Below are 24,404 nucleotides of genomic sequence, written 5' to 3' on the forward strand. Positions count from 1 at the left end.
GGGCCGCCCTCCTCCGTCGCGGGGCGTGACCGCGACGACACCAGAATCACGGGCCCGCATGGACAGAACAGCCGAGAGTTCAGGCGAGAGTTCGGCCGAGACGTTCGCCTACGCCACCAGCGGCAGCGCCGGGCATCTCTCCGGCCGCCCCGAGCTGACCTGCTACGCGCCGAGCGACCGCGGCCTCCCGGAGGTCACCTTCATCGATTTCCGCTTCCCCACCGGCGGGTGGAGCACGCACGCGGTCACGGGCCTCGAGGTCGCCGCCAGCACGCAGCCCGCGGGGGCGCACCACGCGGTCGATTACGAGATCGCGGCCCGGCTGACCGAGCGCGAAGGCCTGCTGGTCCGGCGTCCCGGCCTGAACGGCACGACCCGTTGGGCGGGCCCGTATGCCGGCCGTGTCCTCTCCTTCTCGGCAGCCGCCGTCGAGCGGCTGGCCGAGGCGCCGATCGGCAAGATCGCCTTCGCGGCGGACGGGCGCGATCTCCGCGCCTGCCGCAGCACCTGGCACATCCTCGACGCGCTGGCTTGCGCGCACCGGGACGACCCGTCGCCCGACGCGCTGCTGATCGAGAGCCTCCACCTGGCGATCCTGCGCTCGGTCGTCGCCGCGCGCGCTCCGGGCCGGTCGGCGGCGCCCGACCTCTCGGCGTCGCAGGCCGGGCGGGCCTGCGCGTATATCCGGGAGCACCTGGACCGGGAGATCACCGTCTCCGCCCTGGCCGGCGTCGTCGGACTCAGCGAGGGCTACTTCATCCGGGCCTTCCGCCGGACCACCGGGGTCACGCCCTACCAGTACATCATGCGCGAGCGCGTCGGCCGGGCCGAGGCCCTGATCCGCTCCGGCGCGGGATCGATGGCGGAGGTCGCCGCGCGATCGGGCTTCACGAGCGCGAGCGCCATGAGCCGCACGTTCCGGAAGCTCGTCGGGCGCTCGCCGACCGGGCGCACGGCCGGCCGGCGCGCCTGAGGCGCTACCCGGCGGCCCGCCCCGCTCCCCCGCGGAACAGGTCCTCCATCTCGCGCCGGACGCGGATCGCCTCCTGATCTGCGTCGAAGGCGACGTCGCTCCAGCGCACGGCCCGGCCCGCGGGCACGTCGTTCTTCAGGACCATGTTGTGGGCGAGGCCGATCGGCAGGGCGTCCTGCGCCAGGGAATCCGCCGCCGGCATCAGCTTGCCGTAGACGGTGAACCCGCCCTCGCCGTCGAGCCGCTCCCCGGCCCGCAGCACGCGCTTGGCCGTCGCGGCGACGTCGCCGCGCCAGTCGCCCGTCGCCCCCGTGGCCTCGCCGCGGACCGCGATGGAGGCGACCGAGATGCCGAGCTCGAGCCCGATCAGGTGATAGGGCTTGTAGGTCGCGGCGAACCGGCCGCTCGAATCGGTCTTGAGGCCATATTGCGCGAAGCAGTCGCGCACGTAGGCGCTCGGCGCCTCGAACACCGCGTAGACGCCCCAGCGCAGGTCCCGGAAGACCGGCCGCCCGTCCCGCTCCACCGACGAGACCACCTCGACGGTGCCGCGCTCGGTGAGGAGGCCGCCATCCGCCGCGGGCTTCAGGATGCCCGGCAGGTCGTCGACGCCGCAGGGCGGGAAGGCGAGGCCGTCGCGCGGCGGGGTGAGCCCGCAGGCATTGGCCACCGCGGCCATCTCCAGCGCCGACTTGGTGCCGTCGAGGAAGGAGTTGAACATCTGCGGGTTGAAGTCGCCGCCCGCGACCTGGCTCTCGCTGAAGCCGTAATGGCCCCAGACCGTGTCGGGCGTGGAGGCGTGGTAGGCCGGGAGGTACTTGGTGCCCTTGCCGGCGCAGATCACCTCCAGCCCGATGGTGCGGGCCCAGTCGACCAGCTCCGCGATGAGCGCCGGCTGGTCGCCCGAGGCCATGGAGTAGATCACCCCGGCCTCGGCCGCCCGGCGCGCCAGCAGCGGCCCGGCCAGCACGTCGGCCTCGACGTTGACCATGACGATGTGCTTGCCGTGCGCGAAGGCCTTCAGCGCGTGGCGGATGCCGGCGGCCGGGCTGCCGGTGGCGTCGATGACGATGTCCACGAACGGGCTCGCGATCATCGCGTCGGCATCCTCGGTCACGAGGGTCGTGCCGCCGCGCGCGGCCTCCTCCAGCCCCCGCGCGGCGAACCGCGAATCGTCCCAGCCGACCCGGCGCAGCGATTCGCGCGCCCGGTCGGGCGACAGGTCGGCCACCGCGACGAGGTGGATGCCGGGCGTGCGCGGCGCCTGCGACAGGTACATCGATCCGAACTTGCCGGCCCCGATCAGCCCGACCCGGACGGGCCGGCCCTCGTCGGCGCGCCGCTGCAGCTTGGCGGAAAGGGACATGGGGCGTTCTCTCCCTGGGTGGCGCGCGGTCGGGACCGGACCCCGCCGCGCTCGCCGCGTCGTTGGACGGGGACCTAGCGCGGTTCCCGATGCCGTTGAGGCCCACCGAATAAAAAGACGGGGGGTCTGTTCGGGCGACGCGCCGCCCCCTTCTCCCGTGCGGGAGCGGGGCGGGGTGAGGGATCGGGTCTCTCCGCCTCGGGCCGCCTCGGGCCGCCTCAGGCCGCCTCGGCCCGGCTCTGCGCCTCCACGTCGAGGAGCCAGTGCCGGAAGGCCCGGATCTTCTCCAGGGCCCCGTCGCGCTCGCGGTAGCAGATGAAGTGGAGGTCGCGGGTCAGGCTCGCGACCCGATCGCCGCCGAGGCGCACCAGCTGCCCGGCGGCGAGCTCGTCCCGGGCGAACCGCAGGGTCTCCAGCGCCACGCCGAGCCCCTGAACGGCCGCCGAGATCACCAGCGAGCCCCGGTCGAAAGCCGCTCCGGCTGCCCCGGTCGGCAAGGGCAGGCCGTTATGGGCGAACCAGTCCGGCCAGCGGACGGGGCTGAAGGACGAGTCGAGCCGGGTGAAGGGCCCGATCGATCCGGCCGCGTCCGGCTGCGCGGCCCGGGCGACCTCCGGCGCGCAGAGGGCGGCGATCTCCTCCGGGCCGAGGGATTCGACGGTCAGGCCGGGCCCGTGCGGCGGCCGGCCGTAGGCAATCAGGATGTCGATCTCCTCGTGCCGCCCGAGATCCACCGGGTCGGCGCTGGTGGAGAGGCGGATGGCGATGCCGGGATGCGCCTCCACGAAGGCGGGGAGCCGCGGCCCGAGCCACTTCGCCGCGAAGCTCGGCGTGCAGTGCACGGCCAGCGACGCGGGCGACGGCGGGCTGAGGTCGGCGCAGACCGCCTCGATCGCGTCGAAGGCGCTCGAGAGCCCGGCCAGCAGGCGCTGGCCGTCGGCGGTGAGGAGCGCCTGGCGGTTCGCCCTCCGGAACAGGGCGCGCCCGAACCAGCGCTCCAGCGCCCGGATCTGGTGACTCACCGCCGAGGGCGTGAGGTGCAGCTCCGCGCTGGCGCGGGCGAAGCTGCCGAGGCGCGCGGCCGCCTCGAAGGCCCGCAGGGCGGAGAAGCTCGGGATCCGGCGCATACGCAATCCGTGAATTTAATTCATGGAAAGCGTGAAAAATCGTCGTTTGTCAACGCGCGGATCCGGCAGGATAGTGCCGGCCACGACGCGATCGGCGGGCCGGTCCGTACCCCGACGAAAGGAGACGCCATGCTCGACGATCACGCCCACGAGGCGGCCGTCGCCCTCGACCTGCCGAACGACGATGCCGGCCGCAAGCGGACCTCGATCTACCAGCCCGAGCAGGCCGGCCTGATCTTCCCGGAGATCCCGGACTTCGCCAACCACGCCGAGGAGCGGGACTACCGCAAGAAGCACCTCGTGGCCGCCTGCCGCGCCTTCGCGATGCACGGCTTCGACTACGGCTTCGCCGGCCACCTGACGATCCGCGACCCGGAGCGTCCGGAGCTGTACTGGACCAACCCGATGTGCGTGCACTTCTCGCAGGTGCGGATGTCGAACCTGATCCTGGCCGACCACAAGGGCCGGGTGGTCGAGGGGCGCCACGCCATCAACCGCGCGGGCTTCGTCCTCCACGCCGCCGTGCACGAGGAGTACCCGGAGGTCATGGCGATGTGCCACGCGCACACCACCTACGGCACCGCGTGGTGCGCCACCGGCCGACCGCTGGAGATGATCAGCCAGGACGCGGCGGCCTTCTACAACAGCCACGCCGTGATCGGCGCCTCGGCAGGCGCCGTGGCGGTGGAGAAGGAGAGCGGCCTGTCGGTCGCCCAGCAGATCGGCCGCAACCGCGGCGTGCTGCACCAGAACCACGGCCTGCTGACCTGCTCGCAGCACAGCATCGACGACGCGGCCTTCTGGTTCATCGCCCTGGAGCGGGCCTGCCAGCAACAGCTCCTGGTCGAGGCCTCCGGCATCAAGCCGCAGCTCCTCTCGGAGAAGACCGCCCGCTACAGCCGCGAGCACGTCGGCAGCGACTACATCGGCTGGCTGCACTTCCAGACGCTGTACAACCACATCGCCGAGACCCAGCCCGACATGTTCGCCTGAGGCCGGCGGCCGCGCCGCGCGGGGGGCCGCGACAGATCGAGGGCCGGCCGCGAAGCCGGCCCTCCCGCTATGGGCGGTCCGCCGGGCGCCGCTGCCCCTCGTACCGGGCCCGCGGCCGGATCAGCGTCCCCTGGCGGCCCTGCTCCATGGCGTGCGCCGCCCAGCCCAGGCTCCGGCCGAGCAGGAAGATCGTGAACGGCGCGCTCCGCGGCAGGCCCGCCGTCCGGACGAGCGCCGTCAGCGCGAAGTCGATGTTCGGCCGCGCCCCCGTCGCCTCCGCGGCGCAGTCCCGGACGGCGTCCAGCAGGGGGTCGGCGGGCAGGACCGCGCCCAGGGCCGCGGCGCGGACGTCGCCGTCCGGGTAGAGCGGGTGGCCGAAGCCCGGCAGCGCGCCGCTCCGATCCAGGCAGGCGCGCACGGCCTCCCGGGGGTTCGTCGCGGCGGCCTCGTCGACGAGCCGCAGCACCGCGGCGGAAGCGCCGCCGTGGCGCGGTCCCGACAGGGCGCTCAACCCGGCCATGAGGCAGGCCGCGATCGGCGCGCCGGTGGAGGCGGCGACGCGGGTCGCGAAGGTCGAGGCGTTCAGCTCGTGATCGGCCAGCAGCACCAGCGCCTGACGGACCCGGTCGGCGGTCGCGGCGTCGAGGGACCAGAGCCGCGCCAAGCCCTGATGCAGGGGCGCCCAGCCTTCGGGGATGCCGCAGGACGCGGCGAGATGCGCGACGGCGCGGCGCGCGTCGCGGCACAGGCGGTGGTGGCCGCGGCCCAGCGCGGCTTCGGCCTCCTGCAGAAGCCCGGCCAGCGCCAGGAACGGCGTCGCGGCCGCGTCGGCCGGAACCTCGAACAGCGTCGCCTCCGGGCTGTCCCACAGGAGGTCGGCGGTCGCCTCCAGGCTCGCGTCGCGGGCGAACGCCACGGCGTCGCGGCCGCGGTAGATCAGGCTGCCCCGGTGGACGGTGCTGATCGCGGTGACGACCGACGGCTCGCCCCAGGCCATGGCCCCCGCGGCGATCGCCGCGCTGGTGCGGCTCCGGCCGCGCCGGTCGGCGAGCGTCGCGACGTCGGCGGCCCGGTACTGGCTGTGGCGCCGGCCCGGCGCCCGCCGCGCCTCGATCAGCCCGCGGCTGACGTAGGCGTAGAGCGTCTGGGCCCGGATCCCGAGGGCGTCGAGGGCTTCGGCGCGGTCCAGCCATTCCGTCATGTTGATCAGATGTATCAAGATTGATCGATCCGTCGATGGCCGGCAGCCTGCGCGAACCGATCGAGGGCCGCGACCATGCGCGAACGACACGCCGACCACGACGCCCTGGCGCCGATCCTCGCGGAGGCGCTGGCCGCCCTGGCGCTGCCGCCCGAGGCCCGGGACCGGCTGGCGGTGACCGGCACCGGGAGCCTGCCCTCCTGCTTCCCGGTCACCGCGCTGGCGACGGCGTCGATCGGCGCCGCCGGCCTCGCCGTCTCCGAACTCCTCGGCCTGTCCGGCCCCGCGCCCGCCGTCACGGTCGACCGGCACCTGGCCTCAGCGTGGTTCGGCACCTCCGTGCGGCCGCAGGGCTGGACGCTGCCGGCCGCCTGGGACCCGATCGCCGGCGACTACCGGGCGGCGGATGGCTGGATCCGGCTGCACACCAACGCGCCCCATCACCGCGCCGCCGCCCTCGCAATCCTCGACTGCCCGGGCGAGCGGGAGGCGGTCACGGCCGCCGTGGCCCGCACGGCGGCCGAGGACCTGGAAGGGGCGATCCTGCGCGCCGGCGGCTGCGCCGCGGCGATGCGCGGTCCGGACGATTGGGAAGGCCTGGACCAGGGCCGGGCGGTCCGGGCCGAGCCCCTCGTGGCGGTCGCGGAACGGCCCGTCCAGCACCGGTCGCCGTGGCGCCCGGACCCGGCCCGTCCCCTCGCGGGGATCCGGGTCCTCGACCTGACCCGCATCCTGGCCGGGCCGGTGGCCACGCGCGTCCTGGCCGGCCTCGGGGCCGACGTCCTGCGGATCGACCCGCCCGGCTGGGACGAACCGTCCCTGGCGCCCGACGTCACCCTGGGCAAGGTCTGCACGCGCCTCGACCTCCGGCAGGTCGACGACCGCCGGCACTTCGAGACCCTGCTCGCCGAGGCCGACATCCTCGTGCACGGGTACCGCCCGGACGCCCTGGAGCGGCTCGGCTACGGCGCGGCGCGGCGCCGGGCACTCAACCCGGACCTGATCGACGTCGCGCTCTGCGCCTACGGCTGGACCGGACCCTGGGCCGGACGGCGCGGCTTCGACAGCCTCGTCCAGATGGCGACGGGCATCGCGGCGGCCGGGCAGCGGTGGAAACAGGCCGACCGGCCGGTGCCGCTGCCCGTCCAGGCGCTCGACCACGCCACCGGCTACCTGATGGCGGCGGCGGCCGTGCGAGGCCTGATCGCCCGGCAGCGTGACGGGCACGCCGTCACCGCGCGGCTCTCTCTGGCCCGGACCGCGCGCCTGCTCACGGACCATCCCGGCAGCGCGCCGGGGCCCGCCTTCGGCGGATATCGGGACGCGGATTACGCCCCGGAGATCGAGGACACGGCGTGGGGACCTGCCCTCCGGCTGCACGCGCCCGTGCGGATCGAGGGCGCGCCGCTGCGGTGGGATCGCCCGGCCTGCGATCTCGGCACGACGGAGGCCGCACAAGTCAGACATTTCGGCAGCGCGCGCTTGTCCGGCTCGAAAGACGCTCCGGGGAGCAGAAGCGCTATAAATTGACCAATCGCGGGAATGTTTTTGCAGCCTCCGCGCGGCGGAACGCTTGACACCGATCTATGTTATCTGGCAATTCGCATTCATGATCTGTAATGCGTTTTGTCGGCGTTTTTAATACTAGGCTTAAGTGAAGATTTAATAGTCAGCTTTCTTAAAATCTGCACATATCGACCCAAGACCGAAAATAATACCACCGTTTACGTCAAAGCGCACCCGGTTCGCCGAACCCGTCTCGCACTGTGCCAGACGGTCCGACACCGAGAAGGATGACGATGAACGAGTCTGCCCCGGGCCACCCCATCCTGCGCGACGTTCCGATCGGCATCGCCGCCACCGGGATGCGGCACGAGACGGACTCGATGGGCGGGATCGACGTGCCGGCGGACCGCTACTGGGGCGCGCAGACGCAGCGCTCGCTCCAGCACTTCTCGATCGGCGATGATCGCATGCCCAAGCGGGTCTACCACGCCTACGGCTACGTCAAGAAGGCCGCCGCCCTGGTCAACGCCGCCGCCGGCCGCCTGGAGGACTGGCGCGCGCAGGCCATCGTCCAGGCCGCCGACGAGACGATCGCGGGCAAGCTCGACGCGCACTATCCGCTCTACGTCTGGCAGACCGGCTCCGGCACCCAGTCCAACATGAACGTCAACGAGGTGCTGTCGAACCGCGCGATCCAGCTCCTCGGCGGTGTGCTCGGCTCCAAGAGCCCGGTCCACCCGAACGACCACGTCAACATGGGCCAGTCGTCGAACGACACCTTCCCGACCGCGATGCACGTCGCCACGGTGCTCGAACTCGACGAGGTCCTGCTCCCCAAGGCGCGGGCGCTGGCCGACGCGATCGACGCCAAGGCGCGGGCCTGGATGGACGTGGTCAAGACCGGCCGGACCCACCTGCAGGACGCGACGCCGCTCACGGTCGGCCAGGAATGGTCGGGCTACGTGGCGCAGATGCGCGACGCGCTGGCGCTCGTCGAGGCGTCGCGCGCCGGGCTGTACAAGCTGGCGGCCGGCGGCACCGCGGTCGGCACCGGCCTCAACGCCCCGGAAGGGTTCAGCGCGGAGATCGCCGCCAAGATCGCCGATCTCACCGGCAAGCCGTTCGTCACGGCGCCCAACAAGTTCGCCGCGCAGGGGTCGCTGGACGCCATGGTCGCCGCCATGGCGGCGGTGCGCGGGCTCGCAGTCGCACTGATGAAAATCGCCAACGACATGCGCTGGCTCGCCTCGGGGCCCCGCTGCGGCCTCGGCGAACTGCTGCTGCCCGCCAACGAGCCGGGCTCCTCGATCATGCCCGGCAAGGTCAACCCGACCCAGTGCGAGGCCCTGGTGATGGTCTGCATCCAGGTGATCGGCGAGGACAACGCGGTCGCCTTCGCGGGCTCGCAGGGCAACTTCGAGCTCAACGCGATGCGCCCGATCATCATCAACAACACGCTGCATTCGATCCGCGTGCTGGGCGACGCCTGCGAGAAGTTCCGGACCTACTCGGTCGCGGGCACCGAACTCAACCGGACGCGGATCGACGAGACCGTGAACCAGTCGCTGATGCTGGTCACGGCCCTGTCGCCGGTGATCGGCTACGACCTCGCCTCGAAGATCGCCCACCGCGCCAACGACGAGGGCACGACCCTGCGCGCGGCCGCCCTGGCCGAGGGCGTCCCGGCCGAGCGCTTCGACGCGGTGTGCGATCCCAGGACGATGATCGGCCACGGGCTGGCCGGCGCCTGAAGCGCGCCGGGACCGTCCGTCCGCCCCCCTTCAGCTGAGCGAGACACCATGAGCACGAAGGTCGCCGATCTGTTCGTCCGGGCGCTGGCGCAGGCCGGCGTGAAGCGCATCTACGGCGTGGTCGGTGACAGCCTCAACGGCCTGACCGAGGCCCTGCGCCAGGACGGCTCGATCGCCTGGATCCACACGCGCCACGAGGAGAGCGCCGCATTCGCAGCCGGCGCCGAGGCGCACCTGACCGGCGAGCTCGCGGTCTGCGCCGGATCCTGCGGGCCGGGCAACCTGCACCTGATCAACGGCCTGTTCGACGCGCACCGCTCCCGCGTGCCCGTGCTGGCCATCGCGGCCCAGATCCCCTCGGCGGAGATCGGCCGGGGCTACTTCCAGGAGACGCACCCGCAGAACCTGTTCCAGGAATGCAGCCACTACTGCGAGCTGGTCTCCTCGCCGGCCCAGCTGCCCGGCGTGATCGAGACCGCGATGCGCGTCGCCATCGCCGAGCGCGGGGTCGCCGTCGTGGTGATCCCCGGCGATGTCGGCCTCATGGCCATGCCGGGGAACGCGCCCGAACTCTCCGCCGCCCTGGTGCCGCCCCCGCCCGTGGTGCGCCCGCGCGAGGCGGACCTCGACGCGCTCGCCGGGATGCTCAACGCGGCCGGGCGCGTGACCCTGTTCTGCGGCCGCGGCTGCGCCGGCGCCCACGCGGAGCTGCTGCAACTCGCCGAGGCGCTGAAGGCGCCTGTCGTCCACGCGCTCGGCGGCAAGGAGCACGTCGAGTGGGACAATCCCTACGACGTCGGCATGACCGGCCTGATCGGTTTCTCGTCGGGCTACCGGGCGATGCTCGACTGCGACACCCTGCTGCTGCTCGGCACCGGCTTCCCCTACCGCCAGTTCTACCCGGACGACGCCAAGGTCGCGCAAGTCGACCTGCGGGCCGGGAGCCTCGGGCGCCACTGCCGGATCGATCTCGGCCTGATCGGCGACGTCGGGGAGACGATCGCGGCGCTGCTCCCGAAGCTGCAGGCCAAGACCGACCGGGCGCATCTCGACGACAGCCTCGCCCATTACCGCAAGGCCCGCGCCGGGCTCGACGCGCTGGCGGTCGGCAAGCCCGGCGGCAAGATCCACCCGCAATACGTCGCCCGGACGCTCAGCGAGGCGGCCTCCGAGGACGCGGTCTTCACCTTCGACGTCGGCACGCCGACGATCTGGGCGGCGCGCTACCTCGCCATGAACGGCAAGCGCCGGCTGATCGGCTCGCTGAACCACGGCTCGATGGCCAACGCCCTGCCGCAGGCGATCGGCGCGCAGGCGGCCTATCCCGGGCGGCAGATCATCTCGTTCTCCGGCGACGGCGGCTTCGCCATGCTGATGGGCGACCTGCTGACCCTCAACCAGCACAAGCTGCCGGTGAAGATCGTGGTGCTGAACAACGGCACGCTGGGCTTCGTCGAGATGGAGATGAAGGCGGCGGGCTTCCTCGAGACCGGCGTCGAGCTGGTGAACCCGGACTTCGCCGCGATGGCGAGCGGGGCCGGCATCTTCGCCCGGCGCGTCGAGGATCCGGCCGCGCTGCCGGACGCGATGGCCGCGATGCTCGCCCATGACGGCCCGGCGCTGCTCGACGTCGTGTCGGCCCGCCAGGAGCTGTCGATGCCGCCGAAGGTCGGCCTCGAGCAGGTGACGGGCTTCGGGATGTGGCTCGCCCGAGCCGTCATCGACGGGCGCGGCACCGAGATCATCGACCTCGCCAAGACCAACCTCTGGCGCTGAGGCGCCCTTCCGAAGCCGGAGCTCTGCCCGATGATCCGCTGCGTACGCATCTGGACCGGTGACGACGACAATTCCTACTTCGAGGAAGGCGTCATCGACCTGCCCCACGGCGAGCGCGGCGACATCCTCAGCGGCACGACCGACGTGGTCTCGATCTCCTTCCGCGAGACCCAGGCCGGCGGGACCTACGCGTGGCACGCGGCGCCGACCCGGCAGTTCGTCATCACCCTGCGCGGCACCCTCGACTTCCAGACGAGGGCCGGCGCGCACTTCACGATCCGCCCCGGCGACATCCTCATCGCCGAGGACACGGCCGGCTCCGGCCATTCCTGGCGCCTCGTCGACGACGAGCCCTGGTGCCGGGCCTACGTGATCCTCGCCCCCGGCGCCGAGGCCCGGCTCCCCTTCGTCCCGAACAAGACCGCCTGAGGAGGGGCCCGATGGCCGCCATGAGCTTCGACGACGCTCCCGACGTGGTGCTGATCGGCGCCGGGATCATGAGCGCGACCTTCGGCACGATGCTGAAGGAGCTGGAGCCGTCGCTCAGGATCGCGATGTTCGAGACGCTGCACGACTGCGCGCAGGAGAGTTCGGAGGGCTGGAACAACGCCGGCACCGGCCACGCGGCCAATTGCGAGCTGAACTACACCCCCCAGCGCCCCGACGGCAGCGTCGACATCGCCAAGGCCCTGGAGGTGAACACCGAGTTCGACATCTCGCGCCAGCTCTGGGCGCATCTGGTGAGGAAGGGCGCGATCCCGGACCCCCGCGCCTTCATCCATCCCTGCCCGCACATGAGCTTCGTCTGGGGGGCCGAGAACGTCGCCTTCCTCAAGGCGCGCTACGCCGCGATGTCGGCCCACCACTGCTACCACGGCATGGAGTACAGCGAGGACCCGCAGGTCATCGCCGGCTGGGCGCCGCTGATCATCGAGGGCCGCGATCCCGGCGAGCCGATCGCCGCCACCCGGATCGTCACCGGGACGGACGTCGATTACGGCGCCCTGACGCACCTGCTGGTGAAGCAGCTCGCGGCGCAGCCCGGCTTCGCCGTCCACTACAACCGCAAGGTCGTCGCCCTCGACCGGGTCGACGATGGCCGCTGGGCCGTGACCGTCGAGGACACCTACGACGCCACGCGCCGGACCGTGACGGCCAAGTTCGTGTTCATCGGCGCGGGCGGCGGCTCGCTGCCGCTGCTGCAGGCCTCGAAGATCCCGGAGGGGCGCGGCTACGGCGGCTTCCCGGTCTCGGGCATCTGGCTGCGCTGCGACGTCGACGCGGTCAGCGTGCGCCACCACGCCAAGGTCTACGGCAAGGCCGCCTCCGGCTCGCCGCCGATGTCGGTGCCCCACCTCGACACCCGCATCATCGGCGGCAAGCGCTCGCTGCTGTTCGGGCCCTACGCGGGCTTCTCGTCGCGCTTCCTGAAGCACGGGTCGCTCACCGACCTGTTCACCGCGCTGACACCGCACAACATCGTGCCGCTGCTGGACGTCGCCAAGGACAACGTCGCGCTCACCGAGTACCTCGTGGGCCAGGTGCTCCAGAGCTCCGACCACCAGTTCGCGACCCTCAAGGACTTCTTCCCCAAGGCGCTGAAGCAGGACTGGACCTCGGCGGTGGCCGGCCAGCGGGTGCAGACGATCAAGCCGACCGGCAAGGCGAACCCGCTGGAGGAAGGCTACCTCGAATTCGGCACGGAGCTGGTGGCCGCGGCCGACAACTCGATCTGCGCGCTGCTCGGCGCCTCGCCCGGCGCCTCGACGGCGGCCTTCATCGCGGTCGAGGTCCTGGAGAAGTGCTTCGCCGACCGGCTGACGCCGGAGGGCTGGCTGCCCCGCCTCAAGGCCGTGATCCCGACCTACGGCATCGACCTCAAGCGGGACGCCGAGGCCTGCCGGCGCAGCCGGGCCGAGACGGCGCCGGTCCTGAGGATCGACGACGTCTGACAGTTCCGCGAGGCGCGGTTCCCCGCGCCCCGCCGGCGGACATCTGAGGGTGCGGCGCGCCCGGCCCGCGGCGGCGGACCGGCGAGCTTCGGCCGGAGAGAGGAACGATGGACATCTCCGCCCTGATGCTCTCGCGCATCCAGTTCGCCTTCACGGTGTCGTTCCACATCATCTTCCCGGCCTTCACGGTCGGGCTGGCGGCCTGGCTCGCCTTCCTGCAGGCGCGGGCGATGATCTCGCGCGAGCCGGTCTACGACCGCCTGTTCGCCTTCTGGCTCAAGATCTTCGCCGTCGCCTTCGGGCTCGGCGTCGTCTCCGGCATCGTCATGGCGTTCCAGTTCGGCACCAACTGGAGCGAGCTCGCCCGCCGCACCGGCCCGATCCAGGGGCCGCTCCTCGGCTACGAGAGCTTCACGGCCTTCGCGCTCGAGGCCTCGTTCTTCGGGGTGCTGATGTTCGGCCGCAGGCGGGTGCCGCGCTGGTTCTACCTGTTCGCCTGCCTGATGGTCTGCCTCGGCACCAGCCTGTCGTCGTTCTGGATCCTCGTGAACAATTCGTGGATGCAGTACCCGACCGGCTTCGCCCAGCGCCCGGACGGCGTGTTCGTGCCGACGGACTGGTGGGCGATCATCTTCAACGGGGTCGTCTGGGTCCGCTTCCCCCACATGGTCCTGGCCGCCTACGTCACCACCAGCTTCTGCGTGGCCGCGACGGGGGCGTGGTACATGCTGCGCGGCAGCGACCGGATCGAGGCCCGCGCCATGATCCGGATGGGGCTCGGCCTCGCCGCGATCCTGGTGCCGCTGCAGCTGTTCTTCGGCCACCTCACCGGCGACTACGTCGTCAAGCACCAGCCCTCGAAGATCGCCGCGATCGAGGGCCACTGGGAGAGCCAGGCACCGGCCGGCGAGATCCTGTTCGCGTGGCCCGACGAGGCGCAGGAGAAGAACCACTTCGTCATCGCGCTGCCCGCCCCGATCGGCAGCCTGATCGACGACGGCACCCTCACCGGCAAGGTGATCGGCATCAAGGACATCCCCAAGGCCGACCGGCCGCCGGTGCTGATCCCGTTCTTCGCCTTCCGCATCATGGTCGGCTGCGGGCTGCTGATGCTGGCGCTGGCCTGGGGCGGGATGGCCTTCTACGCCACCGGGCGGCTGGAGCGGGCGCGCTGGCTGCAATGGGCGATCTTCCTGTCGTTCCCGCTGGGCTTCGTGGCGACGCTGACCGGATGGTTCACCGCCGAGGTCGGGCGCCAGCCCTGGACGGTCTACGGCCAGCTGCGCACCGCCGACGCGGCGACGCCGTTCCTGGCCGCGCCGCAGGTTGCGACCTCGCTCGCCGTGTTCGGCGCGGTCTACGCGCTGATCTTCGCGGCCGGCACCGTCTACATCTACCGCATGCTCAAGGCCGGCATCCTGCCGACCCCGGCCGGTTCGGGAAGCGCCGCCAACCCCAAGCGGCCGCTCGCCGTGCCGGGCGACAGTCCCGGCACCCCCAGCAGCAATCCTGCGGAGTGAGCGGCCGTGATCGAATTCTGGGCCGCCGCCCTCGCCCTCACCTTGATGCTCTACGTGCTGCTCGACGGGTTCGACCTCGGCGTCGGCATGCTGTTCGGGATCGCCCCGGACGAGACGGCGCGCCGGCACATGATGCAGGCGATCGCCCCGGTCTGGGACGGCAACGAGACCTGGCTGGTGCTCGCCGCCACGATCCTGTTCGGCGCCTTCCCGACGGTCTACGCGCTGCTGCTCTCGGCCTTCTACCTGCCGCTCCTCCTGATGCTCGCGGCCCTGATCCTGCGCGGCGTCGCCTTCGAGTTCCGCTACAAGTCCCGGCGGCTGCGGCGGGTCTGGGACGCGGGCTTCGTCGGCGGCTCCTACTGCGCGGCCTTCGTGCAGGGCGTGACGGTCGGGGCGCTCGTGCAGGAGCTGCCGGTGCAGGGCGGGCTCTACGCCGGCGGGGCGTTCACGTGGCTCACGCCGTTCTCGCTGCTCTGCGGGCTCGGCCTGTGCCTCGGCTACGCGCTGCTCGGCGCCGCGTGGCTGTGCGGCAAGACCGAGTCCGACGTGCGCGACCTCGGCTTCCGGCTGCTGCCGCGGCTCCTGCTGGGCGTCCTGGTCTTCCTCGGCGCGGCCTTCGCGTACGCGCTGGCGATGAACCTGCGGGTGCTGCACCGCTGGGTCGAGCGGCCCGAGATGCTGGTCCTGCCGCTCGTGGGGGCCGCGGCCTGCGCCGGGCTCCTCTACGCGGCGCGGCGCCGGATCGATGCCCTGCCCTTCCCGCTAGTGGCGCTGATCTTCGCCGCCGCCTTCGCGACGCTCGCCGCCTCGTTCCTGCCCTACATGGTGCCGTTCAGCGTGACGGTGACCGAGGCGGCGGCGCCGGAGGCGAGCCTGTCCTTCATGTTCTGGGGCGCAGGCATCGTGGTCCTGCCGATCACCCTGATCTACACCCTGGTGGTCTACCGGGTGTTCAAGGGGAAGGTCGACATCGCCGAGCACTATGACTGAGCCTGCAGCCGGGTTCCCGGACCCGCCCCGGCCGGCGAGGCCGCGCGATGGTCGGTGAGGTCGCGCTCTCCGAGGACGCGCCGGGCCTCCTGCAGCGCCTCGCGGCGTGGTGGCCGCGCGAGGCGGCCGAGGCCGTGCGCATCGCGCTCACCGCCATCGCGGCGATCTGGCTCGCCATGTGGCTCGAGCTGGCGCTGCCGCACTGGGCCGGCTGGACGGTCATCTCGGTGACGCTCGCCACCCGGGCGGCCTCCCTGCGCAAGAGCCTGTGGCGCGCCGGCAGCACGCTGGTGGGCGTCACCGTCGCGATGGTGCTGGTGGCCAATTTCGCCCAGGCGACCCTGGCCTTCGACCTCGCGCTGGCCCTGTGGATGGGCCTGCTCACCGCGGCCTCCAGCGTCGAGAGCGGCCAGCGCGCCTACGGCTTCGCCTCGATGGGCTTCACCGTGCCGATCATCGCGCTGGCCGACGTGCAGAACCCGGAGGCCGTGTTCCAGATCGGCGTCGACCGCTGCTCGACGATCCTGCTCGGGATCGGCTGCGCCTACGCGTCGAACGTGTTCGTGGCGCCGGGCGTCCCCGCCGTCAGCCGCGCCCTGGCGGGGCGGCTCGAGGCGGCCGCGGAGGCCTGCGACGCCTGGATGGCCGCCCTGCGGCGGGGCGAGCGGCCCGGCCCGATGCCGATCGCCGCGGTCATGACCCTGGGCGAGGAGGTCACCGACACCTTCACCGAGCAGCCCTCCCTGCGCTCCGGCGGCCGCGGCATCCGCAACGCCGCCCCCCGGTTGCGGCGGGTGCTCGCCGCGGGCCTGCTGCGGGCGCTGCTGCCGGACCGGCCGGGATCGCGCTCGACCGACCTGATCGGGGCCGGCGGGGCGATCGCCGTCCGGCAGGTCGGGCGCGTCCGGGTCTCGGCGCGGCTCCTGCGGGCCGGCGGGCGCGTGGGCCGGCGGCGCGTCCCGTTCCGCCCGCACCTGCTCCTGTGGAACGACCTGGACTGGGACGGCTGGCACGCCTTCGACAACGCCCTGCGCACCGCCGCCGCCGTCCTGCTCGTCAACGGCTTCTGGTACGTCACCGGCTGGTCGCACGGGGCCGGCGCCGCGACCTGGGCGAGCCTCGTCTGCGTCCTGCTCGCCGCCCATGCCGACCCGCGGGCGGAATCCCGCGCCTTCCTGGTCGGCGCGCTGCTGGCCGGCGTGGTCGGGCTCACCGTCCGCTACACGCTGCTGACGACCACCGGGAGCTTCGCGCTGCTGGCGGCGGTGCTGCTGCCAGTGGCGATGCTGGCGGTGGTCGGCCGCGCCGACAAGCGCGCGATCTACGGGATCGGCTTCGGGTTCTTCGTCTTCGGCGTGCTCGATCCCAAGAACCCGATGACCTACGACCTCGCCGACTCGCTCAACACCGTGCTGGCCGAGCTGCTCGGCATGGCGGTGGCGGCGATCGCGTTCGCCGCCCTGCCGCCGCCGGTGAGCGCCGCGACCCTGCGCCTGCGGGCCCGACGCCGGCTGGTCCGGTCGGTGCGGGGCGCGGCCCTCGACCCGGCGCTCCTGCTGCCGCCGCTCGACCGCTACCTCGCCCGGGGCTTCGGCCGGCTCGCCCTCATCGGCGCGGACGACGCGGCGGCCCGGAGCGGCGAGCGCCTGCTCGTCATCGGGCTCCTGCTGCTCGCCCTGCGGGAGACGGACGATCGGGAGGGCCGCCGCGTCGGCCGGGCGGTCTGGGCGCGGCTCGCCGCGTCCCGTCCGGCGGGGCCGGAGACGGCGCCGGATCCCTTGCGCGCGCTCGCCGACCGGGCGACCCTGCCCCTCCAGGCGGAGCGCATCGGGGCGCTGGCCGCCCTCGTGTCGGATCTCGACCGCGCGGGCTGGCCGAACCTCGATCCGGGAGGGCGGGCGTGATCGGCGTGGTCGGATTGCGGGCGGTCGACGTGCTGGGGCTCTTCGTCGAGCCCGCGGTGATCTGCCTGCTCGCCGCCCTGGTAATCACCTGGGCCCTGCGCTGGATCCTGGACTGGATCGGCATCAACCACCTTGTCTGGAACCGCGCCCTGTTCGACTTCAGCCTCCTGACCGCCGTGACGGCGCTGCTGATCCTGTCCCTGCGCGTCCAGGGCCCGTGAGATGGCCCTGAAACCGCGACCGTCGCTGCGCGACTGGCAGCCGCCGCCCGCCTACAACGTCGCTGCCACCCTGCTGGCGCTGGCGGCGGCCGTGGGCCTCGCCTACCTCGCCTTCCTCTACTACGCCTACACGCCCTGGACCCGGGACGGGCGCGTGCGCGTCTACACCGTGCAGGTGGCGCCCGAGGTCTCCGGCACGGTGGTGGCGGTCCGGGTCCGCGACAACCAGTTCGTCCGCAAGGGCGACGTGCTGTTCACGATCGATCCCGGCACGTTCAGGAACGCCGTGACCCAGGCCGAGGGCGCCCTCGCCAGTGCCCGGGCGCGGGCCGGGTACCTCGCGGGGATCGCGCAGCGCACCGCCGACCTCGACGACCTCGCCACCACGCCGCAGCAGAAGCAGACGACCAGCGGCCAGGCGCAGGCCGCCCAGGCCGACGTGGTCCAGGCGGAGGGCGCGCTGGCGCAGGCGCGGCTCAACCTGGAGCGCACAACCCTGCGGGCGACCGTGAACGGCTGGGTCACCAACCTGCTGCTGCAGGAGGGCGGGTTCGCCGCCACGGGACAGCCGGCGCTGACGCTGGTCAACGGCGACAGCTTCTGGATCGAGGGCTATTTCGAGGAGACGCAGCTCCCGCGCATCGGCGCGGGCGACGCCGCGCGCGTGTCGCTGATGGCGTGGCCGGACCGTCCGATCCGGGGGCGCGTCACCGGCCTCGGCCGCGGGATCAGCGTCGCCGACGCCGCCCCGGGCGTCCAGGGGCTGCCGACGGTCAACCCGATCTTCACCTGGGTCCGGCTGGCGCAGCGGGTGCCGATCCGGATCGACCTCGACGACGTGCCCTGCCCGATCGTGCTGGCGGCCGGGATGACGGCGAACGTCGCGATCCTGGCGGAGAAGGCCGGGTCGCCGGACGCCCTGCCGCCCGACCGGCGCACGGGCGCGGCCGCCGGCCAGCGCTGCGACGGGGCGCCGGTCGTCGAGTCGCGGCGCTGACGGCCCGCGCCGGCCGGGAAAACCGGGCGGCGCGGCGCGTTGATCCGGCAGGCGCGCCGCCGCGCGGCGGCCGCGATCGCGACGAGGACCCGATGGACTACAGGCAGTTCGGACGCTCCGGCCTCACCGTGCCGGTGCTCAGCTTCGGCACCGGCACCTTCGGCGGTACGAACGAATTCTTCCAGCGCTGGGGGCAGACGGACGTCGCCGAGGCGACCCGCATGGTCGATCTCTGCCTCGACTCCGGTGTCAACTTCTTCGACACGGCCGACATCTACTCGGGCGGCGCCTCGGAGGAGATCCTGGGCCAGGCCCTGAAGGGCAAGCGCGACCGGGCGCTGATCTCCACCAAGGCGACCTTCCGGTTCAACGACGAGCTGAACCAGGTCGGCTCCTCGCGCTACCACCTGGTCCGCGCCTGCGAGGCCAGCCTGAAGCGGCTCGGCACCGACCATATCGACGTCTACTTCATGCACGGCTTCGACGCCCTCACCCCCGTGGACGAGACGCTGCGGGCGCTCGACGACCTCACCCGCGCGGGCAAGATCGGCTATATCGGCGCCTCCAACTTCTCGGGCTGGCAGCTGATGAAGGCGCTCGCGACCTCCGAGCGCCACGGGCTCGCCCGCTACGTCGCCTACCAGGGCTACTACGCGCTGATCGGCCGGCACTACGAGTGGGAGCTGATGCCGCTCGGCCTCGACCAGGGCGTCGGCCTGATGGTCTGGAGCCCGCTGGGCTGGGGCCGTCTCACCGGCAAGATCCGCCGCGGACAGGCCAACCAGAGCGGCCGCATCGCCGCCGGCGGCGCCGAGGGCGGGCCGCCGGTCTCCGACGACTACCTGTTCGGCGTGGTCGACGCCCTCGACGCCGTGGCGGCCGAGACCGGCAAGACGGTGGCGCAGGTGGCGCTCAACTGGCTGCTGACCCGGCCGACCGTCTGCAACATCGTGGTCGGCGCCCGCAACGAGGAGCAGTTGAAGCAGAACCTCGGCGCCCTCGGCTGGACCCTGACGGCCGAGCAGGTCGCCCGGCTCGACGCGGCGAGCCAGGAGACCCCGATCTACCCGTACTGGCACCAGCGCGGCTTCGACGAGCGCAACCCCAAGCCGACACCCTGGTAGGCCGTCGCCCCGGCCGGGACGATCGGGCGATTTTTCGGAAACGATGCGTTTCGATCGTTTCTGTTCCAACCCGGCCGCTCCCGGTCCAGGATGCCTGCAGATGGGGGGCCGATCCCCGCGCGGAGGAGCAAGGCGATGAGCTGGCACAGTGCCGATGACCCGATCCCGGGCGACCATTTCAGCTGCGACGCGATCCAGACCCTGATCGTGCCCCGCTCGCGCGATCTCGGCTCCTTCGCGGTGCGCCGGGCGCTGCCCTCGACCGAGTGCCGGATGGTCGGCCCCTTCATCTTCTTCGACCAGATGGGCCCCTCGGAATTCCTCCTCGGGCAGGGCATGGACGTGCGGCCGCACCCGCATATCGGCCTCTCCACCGTCACCTACCTGTTCGACGGCGAGATCATGCACCGCGACAGCCTCGGCACGGAGCTGCCGATCCGGCCGGGCGAGCTGAACTGGATGACCGCCGGCCGCGGCATCACGCACTCGGAACGCACCGCCCCGACGCTGCGTCAGACCGGCTCCCGCCTGTTCGGCATCCAGAGCTGGGTCGCGCTGACGGACCGGGACGAGGAGAACGCCCCCGCCTTCGAGCATTACGACGCCGCCGCGCTGCCGGTCCTCACCGGCGAGGGCAAGACCGTCCGGCTGATCGCCGGCGAGGCCTTCGGCGCGCGCTCGCCGGTCCGGACCTCGAGCCCGATGGTCTACGCCGACGTGGCCCTCGAGGCCGGCGCCGTCCTGCCCCTCGATCCGACCTACGACGAGCGGGCAATCTACACTGTCGCGGGCGCCATCGAGATCGCCGGCGACGGCTTCGGCCCCGGCCAGCTGCTGGTGTTCCGCCCCGGCGACCGCATCAGCGTGCGCGCCACGGAATCGGCCCGGTTCATGGTGCTGGGCGGCGAGCCAATGGACGGCCCGCGCCACCTGTGGTGGAACTTCGTCTCGTCCCGGCCCGAGCGGATCGCGCAGGCCAAGGAGGATTGGCGCCAGGGTCGGTTCGACACCGTGCCGAACGACGCCGAGTTCATCCCGCTGCCGGAGGACCCGCAGCCCGTCCGCTACCCGTGAGACGGCCCGCGATCCGGCGGTCCCGCGCGCGACGTCGCGCGGGTATCGCCGCGGCAGCGCAACCCTAGCGCGAACATTAAGGAGTTGTTAACCATTTTCCGTCGGTGTGAGGCAGACGCCGATGCCTCACCGAAGGCTTGCGCTGCACCCTGTCGGCAGGACGCGTGATGGAACAGACGAAGCACCCCAAGGCCGAGGCGCTGGACCAGATCGATGCCGTCGCGCGCGACGCCCGCGAGCCGACGACCCGGATCCGCACCGGCAACCTCGTCCTGCTCGCCGCGGACGAGCGCGTCTCGGCGCAGGGGCGCAACCAGAACCCGTCGCCGGTCGAGCGGTGGCCCGACCTGCTGGAGCGGGTGCAGGGCGCGGCGCGCTACATCCGGGACGTCGAGGATCGGGCACAGGAGCAGGAGACGCACGTCCAGGACCTGCTGCGGCAGGTGCGCGCCGACATGGACGCGGCCCGCGCCCAGGTGCTTGCGGCCGAGCGGGAGACCCACGAGGTCCACGCGCAGGCGATCAAGCTGATCCAGGCCGCCGAGGACCGGGCCGCGGCCGCCGAGGAGCGGGCCGCGGCGGCGGAGCAGATGCTCCAGCGCATCGCCGAGACGATCGACGCGGAATTCGTGATGCAGCCGGGCGGACAGGTGACCGGCCAGGCGGGCAGCACACAGGACGCCCGCGCCCGGACCTCCGCGACGCGGGCGGCTTCGTGACCGGCGCGGGCCCGGCGGGATCGCCACGGCGATGAACGCGACGTTCTGGGCCCAGCTCGACGCCCGCATCGCGCGCGAGCGCGGAGAACCGACGGAGCCGGCTCCGGGGATCGCCGACGGCCCGCGCACAGCCGACGCGCCGAGCCCGGCGGCGCGTTCCGAAGCGTCCCCCGAACCCGATCCGGAGACGCCGTCGCGGCCGGTGGCGGACTGGAGCCAGATCCTCGACACCCTGTCGGCTGCGACCGTCGCGAAGCAGGCGCAGGATCAGCGCCTGCACCAGCAATCGACCGCCTGCGAGACGCTGGCCGCGGATCTGGAGGCCGCCCAGCAGGAGATCCGGACCCTGCGGGCGCTCCTGGAGGAAGCGCGGGCGCAGGCGGCGCGGCAGGTCCTCGAACGCGAGGCGGAAGCCGACCGGCGCGTCCGGGAGGCCCAGGCGCGGGCCGAGGCCGCGACCCTGCGGGCGGCGGCGGCCGAGGACTGGCTCAAACGGATCGAGCAGGCGAGCCGGGATCTGCTGCCCGACGGACGGCACGCGGCCGCCTGAGGCCGGGAGCGCCAGCCACGAATCAGCCACGGCCTGCCGAGGCGGGTCGGCTCAGGCGGCGCGCTCGCCCGGCACGCCGAGGCCGATGGAGCGCGCCAGCGCGGACCGGCGCTCGGCATATTCCTGCGCGACCATCGGATAGTCGGCCGGCAGACCGTAGCGCTCGCGGTAGCTCTGCGGGTGCAGGCCGTGGGCCGTGAGATGGCGCTTGAGCGTCTTGTAGCGGCGCCCGTCGATGAAGCTCACGATGCCGTCGGGCCGGATCGAGCTGCGGATCTGCGCGGCGGTAGGCCGGTCGCGCAGCGCGTCCGTGTCCCCCGCCGCCTCGATCGACGCCGCCCCGTTGGTGGCCAGCGCGGTGATGGCGTCGTGACACTGCGCGATCAGGGTCGGGAGGTCGGCGGTCGGAACCCGATTGTTCGATACGTAGGCAGCGACGAGCCCTGCCGTCAGCACGATATTGGATTGGGGGCTGACGAGGGTCGAATCGGACACGTTATGGGCTCCTGACAAGGTCGAGAACCCTCATAAGTTGGTCCGCGCCGTTGCGCTTGCCTGAAAGCGTGCTACCGTTTTCCCGAGCGCGCGCGGCGAAGCATGAATACAAGAATTTACGATGAGGACTTTGTTCTCGACGGCGGATTTCAAGCCGAAAGACAGTTTCCGCCTCTGGCGTGAGACGATCTTCGAGCGGATCGTGCCGGTCGAACTTACGCCTGCCGTGGCGCACGCTTTCACCGGCACGCTGGAGGCCGCGGAGGTCGGGCCGCTGCTGATCACGCGCGTGACGCAGAGCGCCGTCACCACCGTCGCGACCCCGGACACGATCCGCCGGCACGGCAAGTACGAGACCCTGAACGTCGCCATCACGCTCAAGGGCCGCGTGTTCAGCGCGCAGGACGACCGCACCGCGATCCAGAATCCCGGCGACATCGTCGTGATGGACCGTCGGCCGGCGACGATGGCCTCCGACGTCGACACGCAGACGCTGTTCGTCGAGCTGCCGCGCGCGGCCCTGGAGCGCGCCCTCGGCTCGACGCGCCGGTTCACGTGCCTCACGATCGGCGCGGATCAAGTCGGCACGTCGATGGTGACGGCCTTTTTCCAGGAACTGGTCCGCAACGCGGAGCGCCTGACGCCGGACATGTCGAACCGCATGGCGTCGGTCGGCGTCGATCTCATCGTCGCGAGCATCGCGGAACGCCTCGCGCACGAGACCCCCAAGAACATCCAGGGCGTCCTGATCTTCCAGCGCGCGCTGGCCCACATCGAGGCCCATCTCGGCGACCTGAACCTCGACCCCGCCCGGCTCGCGGCGGCCGTCGGCGTGTCGCTGCGCCACCTCCAGGCCCTGTTCCGCGAGCAGGACCGCAACATCGCCGACTGGATCTGGCGGCGGCGGCTGGAGACCGCCGCGCAGCGTCTCGCCGATCCCGGCTTCGCCCATCTGGCCGTCGGTGAGCTGGCCTACAGCTGTGGCTTCTGCACCCAGAGCCATTTCAGCCGCCGCTTCAAGGACAGCTACGGGATCTCGCCGAGCGAGTACCGGTGGCGCAACCGCGGCGCGGACCAGCTCGCCGGCTGACGTCCGGCTACTGCAGGACGGCGCCCGCGGTGTTCGCGCGGATCCATCCCGGAGCGAGGATGTCGCCGCCCTCGGTGATGATCCAGGGATTGGCATCCTCGGCATCGATCGCCGCGACCGCGGCGGCGAGGGCGGCCCGCAGCGTCGGGAAACTGTGCGACACGGCCACCCGGGCCGGCGCGTAGCCCGGCCAGAGGGTCAGTTCGGCGGGTCGGTCGAGATCGGTCGGCAGCATGGGTCGTGCGGGGCTGGAAGGACACGCCGCCTGGGCCGCGGGCGTGCGGGGAAGCGGACGGAGAGCTGGCGCGCTCAGGCGGCCTTCGGCTTCGGCCGGGGCACGCGCACCTCGACCATCTGGCCGGTCATCGGGTTGAGGATCAGCATGTCAGCACGTCTCCGGTGGACCTGCCCGTAGAACGCCCGCCGATCGCGCCCGGATCGGGGCGGTCGGCGCAATTGTGCGGTTTGGGTAAACCGATCGTTCACCGTGAGGGCGCCGTTCATCCGCGCCGTCTCCGCCTCAGATTACAACCGGGCGTCGTGTGGTCGGAGGCCGGCACACCTACCGTTTTAGGCGTAGGATCCGACGCGCGTCGTCGCGATGGCCGAGCCGCGGGCATACAAAAGCCCGCCACGGCAGGACCGGGCGGGCGGAGTGGCGGCATAGGGTCGGGAGGTTCGCCGTGGCGGCGACCTGCCATCCCGCCCATGACGGCCGCATGACAGCGGTATGCCAGCGCGATGAAAGCGGCAGGCCAGCCCCACGAATACCGCGCGACCGTCGCGCGACAGGCGGCCGATCCGGTCAGACCCGCTCCGGCTCCGCCAGCAGGATGGCGGCGCGGATGGCGGCCCGGCGCAGCCCGGCATCGGCCCAGGGCTGATCGATCAGCGTCCGGGCGAAGGGATGCGAGGCCACCGCGGCCGCGGGGTCGATGCGGAAGCCGTCCCCGAACGCCACCGAACCGGGCGTGGGATCGGCCAGATAGGCGTCGACGACGGCCGAGACGTCGTCATCGACGATATCCAGGGTCATGAACAGGTCGAGAGTCATGGGGCGCTTCGCCATGGC

At 72.3% G+C, this 24,404-nt stretch carries 24 protein-coding genes; 17 read left to right on the top strand and 7 right to left on the bottom strand.

Going from position 1 to position 24,404, the window contains the following annotated elements:
- Positions 1-58 precede the first annotated feature (58 nt).
- Complete coding sequence (locus BM314_RS09020) at positions 59-973, top strand: AraC family transcriptional regulator (RefSeq protein WP_091977902.1); 915 nt, start codon at positions 59-61, stop codon at positions 971-973.
- 4 nt (positions 974-977) lie between these two features.
- On the opposite strand, the gene BM314_RS09025 is transcribed toward BM314_RS09020, so the two are convergent.
- Positions 978-2,339 carry an NAD(P)H-dependent oxidoreductase gene (locus BM314_RS09025; protein ID WP_091977903.1) on the bottom strand — a complete coding sequence of 454 codons (1,362 nt, stop codon included), beginning with the start codon at positions 2,337-2,339 and terminating at the stop codon, positions 978-980.
- 218 nt (positions 2,340-2,557) lie between these two features.
- The gene (locus tag BM314_RS09030; protein ID WP_091926403.1) at positions 2,558-3,466 is read right to left on the bottom strand and encodes a LysR substrate-binding domain-containing protein; all 909 of its coding nucleotides are present in this window, start codon (positions 3,464-3,466) and stop codon (positions 2,558-2,560) included.
- Between the two features lie 129 nt (positions 3,467-3,595).
- Here BM314_RS09030 and BM314_RS09035 point away from each other — a divergent pair, with 129 nt between their 5' ends.
- Positions 3,596-4,459 (top strand): class II aldolase/adducin family protein, encoded by an 864-nt coding sequence (locus tag BM314_RS09035; protein ID WP_091977904.1) that lies wholly within the window; start codon positions 3,596-3,598, stop codon positions 4,457-4,459.
- A 67-nt stretch (positions 4,460-4,526) separates the two neighbouring features.
- Here the strand turns inward: BM314_RS09035 and BM314_RS09040 are convergent, their stop codons facing one another.
- The gene (locus tag BM314_RS09040; protein ID WP_091977905.1) at positions 4,527-5,660 is read right to left on the bottom strand and encodes a citrate synthase; all 1,134 of its coding nucleotides are present in this window, start codon (positions 5,658-5,660) and stop codon (positions 4,527-4,529) included.
- 75 nt (positions 5,661-5,735) lie between these two features.
- Here BM314_RS09040 and BM314_RS09045 point away from each other — a divergent pair, with 75 nt between their 5' ends.
- From BM314_RS09045 to BM314_RS09110, 14 genes are all read left to right on the top strand, one after another.
- Positions 5,736-7,190, top strand: coding sequence for a CoA transferase (locus BM314_RS09045; RefSeq protein WP_091977906.1), 1,455 nt, complete (start codon positions 5,736-5,738; stop codon positions 7,188-7,190).
- Positions 7,191-7,453: 263 nt separating this feature from the next.
- On the top strand, positions 7,454-8,917 hold the full coding sequence (gene fumC / locus BM314_RS09050) for a class II fumarate hydratase (protein ID WP_091977907.1): 1,464 nt from the start codon (positions 7,454-7,456) through the stop codon (positions 8,915-8,917).
- Between the two features lie 48 nt (positions 8,918-8,965).
- Positions 8,966-10,693 carry a ubiquinone-dependent pyruvate dehydrogenase gene (gene poxB, locus BM314_RS09055; RefSeq protein WP_091676006.1) on the top strand — a complete coding sequence of 576 codons (1,728 nt, stop codon included), beginning with the start codon at positions 8,966-8,968 and terminating at the stop codon, positions 10,691-10,693.
- A 30-nt stretch (positions 10,694-10,723) separates the two neighbouring features.
- Positions 10,724-11,122 (top strand): cupin domain-containing protein, encoded by a 399-nt coding sequence (locus tag BM314_RS09060; protein WP_020091020.1) that lies wholly within the window; start codon positions 10,724-10,726, stop codon positions 11,120-11,122.
- Between the two features lie 11 nt (positions 11,123-11,133).
- Positions 11,134-12,645, top strand: a complete 1,512-nt coding sequence (gene mqo / locus BM314_RS09065; RefSeq protein WP_091977908.1) for a malate dehydrogenase (quinone) — start codon at positions 11,134-11,136, stop codon at positions 12,643-12,645.
- A 107-nt stretch (positions 12,646-12,752) separates the two neighbouring features.
- Positions 12,753-14,165, top strand: a complete 1,413-nt coding sequence (locus BM314_RS09070) for a cytochrome ubiquinol oxidase subunit I (protein WP_091977909.1) — start codon at positions 12,753-12,755, stop codon at positions 14,163-14,165.
- A gap of 6 nt (positions 14,166-14,171) precedes the next feature.
- Positions 14,172-15,158, top strand: coding sequence for a cytochrome d ubiquinol oxidase subunit II (gene cydB / locus BM314_RS09075; RefSeq protein ID WP_091675999.1), 987 nt, complete (start codon positions 14,172-14,174; stop codon positions 15,156-15,158).
- A gap of 47 nt (positions 15,159-15,205) precedes the next feature.
- A complete protein-coding gene (locus BM314_RS09080) occupies positions 15,206-17,062 on the top strand; it encodes an FUSC family protein (RefSeq protein WP_091977910.1) in 1,857 nt (618 codons plus the stop codon).
- Positions 17,059-17,283 carry a DUF1656 domain-containing protein gene (locus tag BM314_RS09085; protein WP_020091025.1) on the top strand — a complete coding sequence of 75 codons (225 nt, stop codon included), beginning with the start codon at positions 17,059-17,061 and terminating at the stop codon, positions 17,281-17,283. Before BM314_RS09080 ends, BM314_RS09085 begins: the two co-directional genes overlap by 4 nt.
- Position 17,284: 1 nt before the next feature.
- Entirely contained in the window at positions 17,285-18,280 is a 996-nt protein-coding gene (locus tag BM314_RS09090) for an HlyD family secretion protein (protein WP_056522821.1), read from the top strand.
- Between the two features lie 92 nt (positions 18,281-18,372).
- Positions 18,373-19,404 carry an aldo/keto reductase gene (locus tag BM314_RS09095; protein WP_056522820.1) on the top strand — a complete coding sequence of 344 codons (1,032 nt, stop codon included), beginning with the start codon at positions 18,373-18,375 and terminating at the stop codon, positions 19,402-19,404.
- Between the two features lie 135 nt (positions 19,405-19,539).
- Complete coding sequence (locus BM314_RS09100; RefSeq protein ID WP_020091028.1) at positions 19,540-20,478, top strand: pirin family protein; 939 nt, start codon at positions 19,540-19,542, stop codon at positions 20,476-20,478.
- A gap of 167 nt (positions 20,479-20,645) precedes the next feature.
- On the top strand, positions 20,646-21,197 hold the full coding sequence (locus BM314_RS09105; RefSeq protein WP_091977911.1) for a hypothetical protein: 552 nt from the start codon (positions 20,646-20,648) through the stop codon (positions 21,195-21,197).
- 31 nt (positions 21,198-21,228) lie between these two features.
- Positions 21,229-21,747 (top strand): hypothetical protein, encoded by a 519-nt coding sequence (locus BM314_RS09110; RefSeq protein WP_091977912.1) that lies wholly within the window; start codon positions 21,229-21,231, stop codon positions 21,745-21,747.
- 51 nt (positions 21,748-21,798) lie between these two features.
- Here the strand turns inward: BM314_RS09110 and BM314_RS09115 are convergent, their stop codons facing one another.
- The gene (locus BM314_RS09115) at positions 21,799-22,242 is read right to left on the bottom strand and encodes a Ros/MucR family transcriptional regulator (protein ID WP_091977913.1); all 444 of its coding nucleotides are present in this window, start codon (positions 22,240-22,242) and stop codon (positions 21,799-21,801) included.
- Between the two features lie 121 nt (positions 22,243-22,363).
- On the opposite strand from BM314_RS09115, the gene BM314_RS09120 reads away from it, so the two are divergent.
- Positions 22,364-23,332 carry a helix-turn-helix domain-containing protein gene (locus tag BM314_RS09120; RefSeq protein ID WP_091977914.1) on the top strand — a complete coding sequence of 323 codons (969 nt, stop codon included), beginning with the start codon at positions 22,364-22,366 and terminating at the stop codon, positions 23,330-23,332.
- A 7-nt stretch (positions 23,333-23,339) separates the two neighbouring features.
- Here the strand turns inward: BM314_RS09120 and BM314_RS09125 are convergent, their stop codons facing one another.
- The 3 genes from BM314_RS09125 to BM314_RS09130 form a co-directional block, all read right to left on the bottom strand.
- Positions 23,340-23,567: a hypothetical protein gene (locus BM314_RS09125; protein ID WP_020091033.1), complete on the bottom strand. Its 228-nt coding sequence runs from the start codon at positions 23,565-23,567 to the stop codon at positions 23,340-23,342.
- Positions 23,568-23,641: 74 nt separating this feature from the next.
- Positions 23,642-23,836: a hypothetical protein gene (locus BM314_RS30135; RefSeq protein WP_139237819.1), complete on the bottom strand. Its 195-nt coding sequence runs from the start codon at positions 23,834-23,836 to the stop codon at positions 23,642-23,644.
- Positions 23,837-24,137: 301 nt separating this feature from the next.
- Positions 24,138-24,386 carry a hypothetical protein gene (locus BM314_RS09130; protein ID WP_139237820.1) on the bottom strand — a complete coding sequence of 83 codons (249 nt, stop codon included), beginning with the start codon at positions 24,384-24,386 and terminating at the stop codon, positions 24,138-24,140.
- Between the last annotated feature and the right edge of the window lie 18 nt (positions 24,387-24,404).

Origin of the sequence: Methylobacterium sp. 13MFTsu3.1M2, assembly GCF_900112625.1 — a bacterium.
GTDB lineage: Bacteria > Pseudomonadota > Alphaproteobacteria > Rhizobiales > Beijerinckiaceae > Methylobacterium.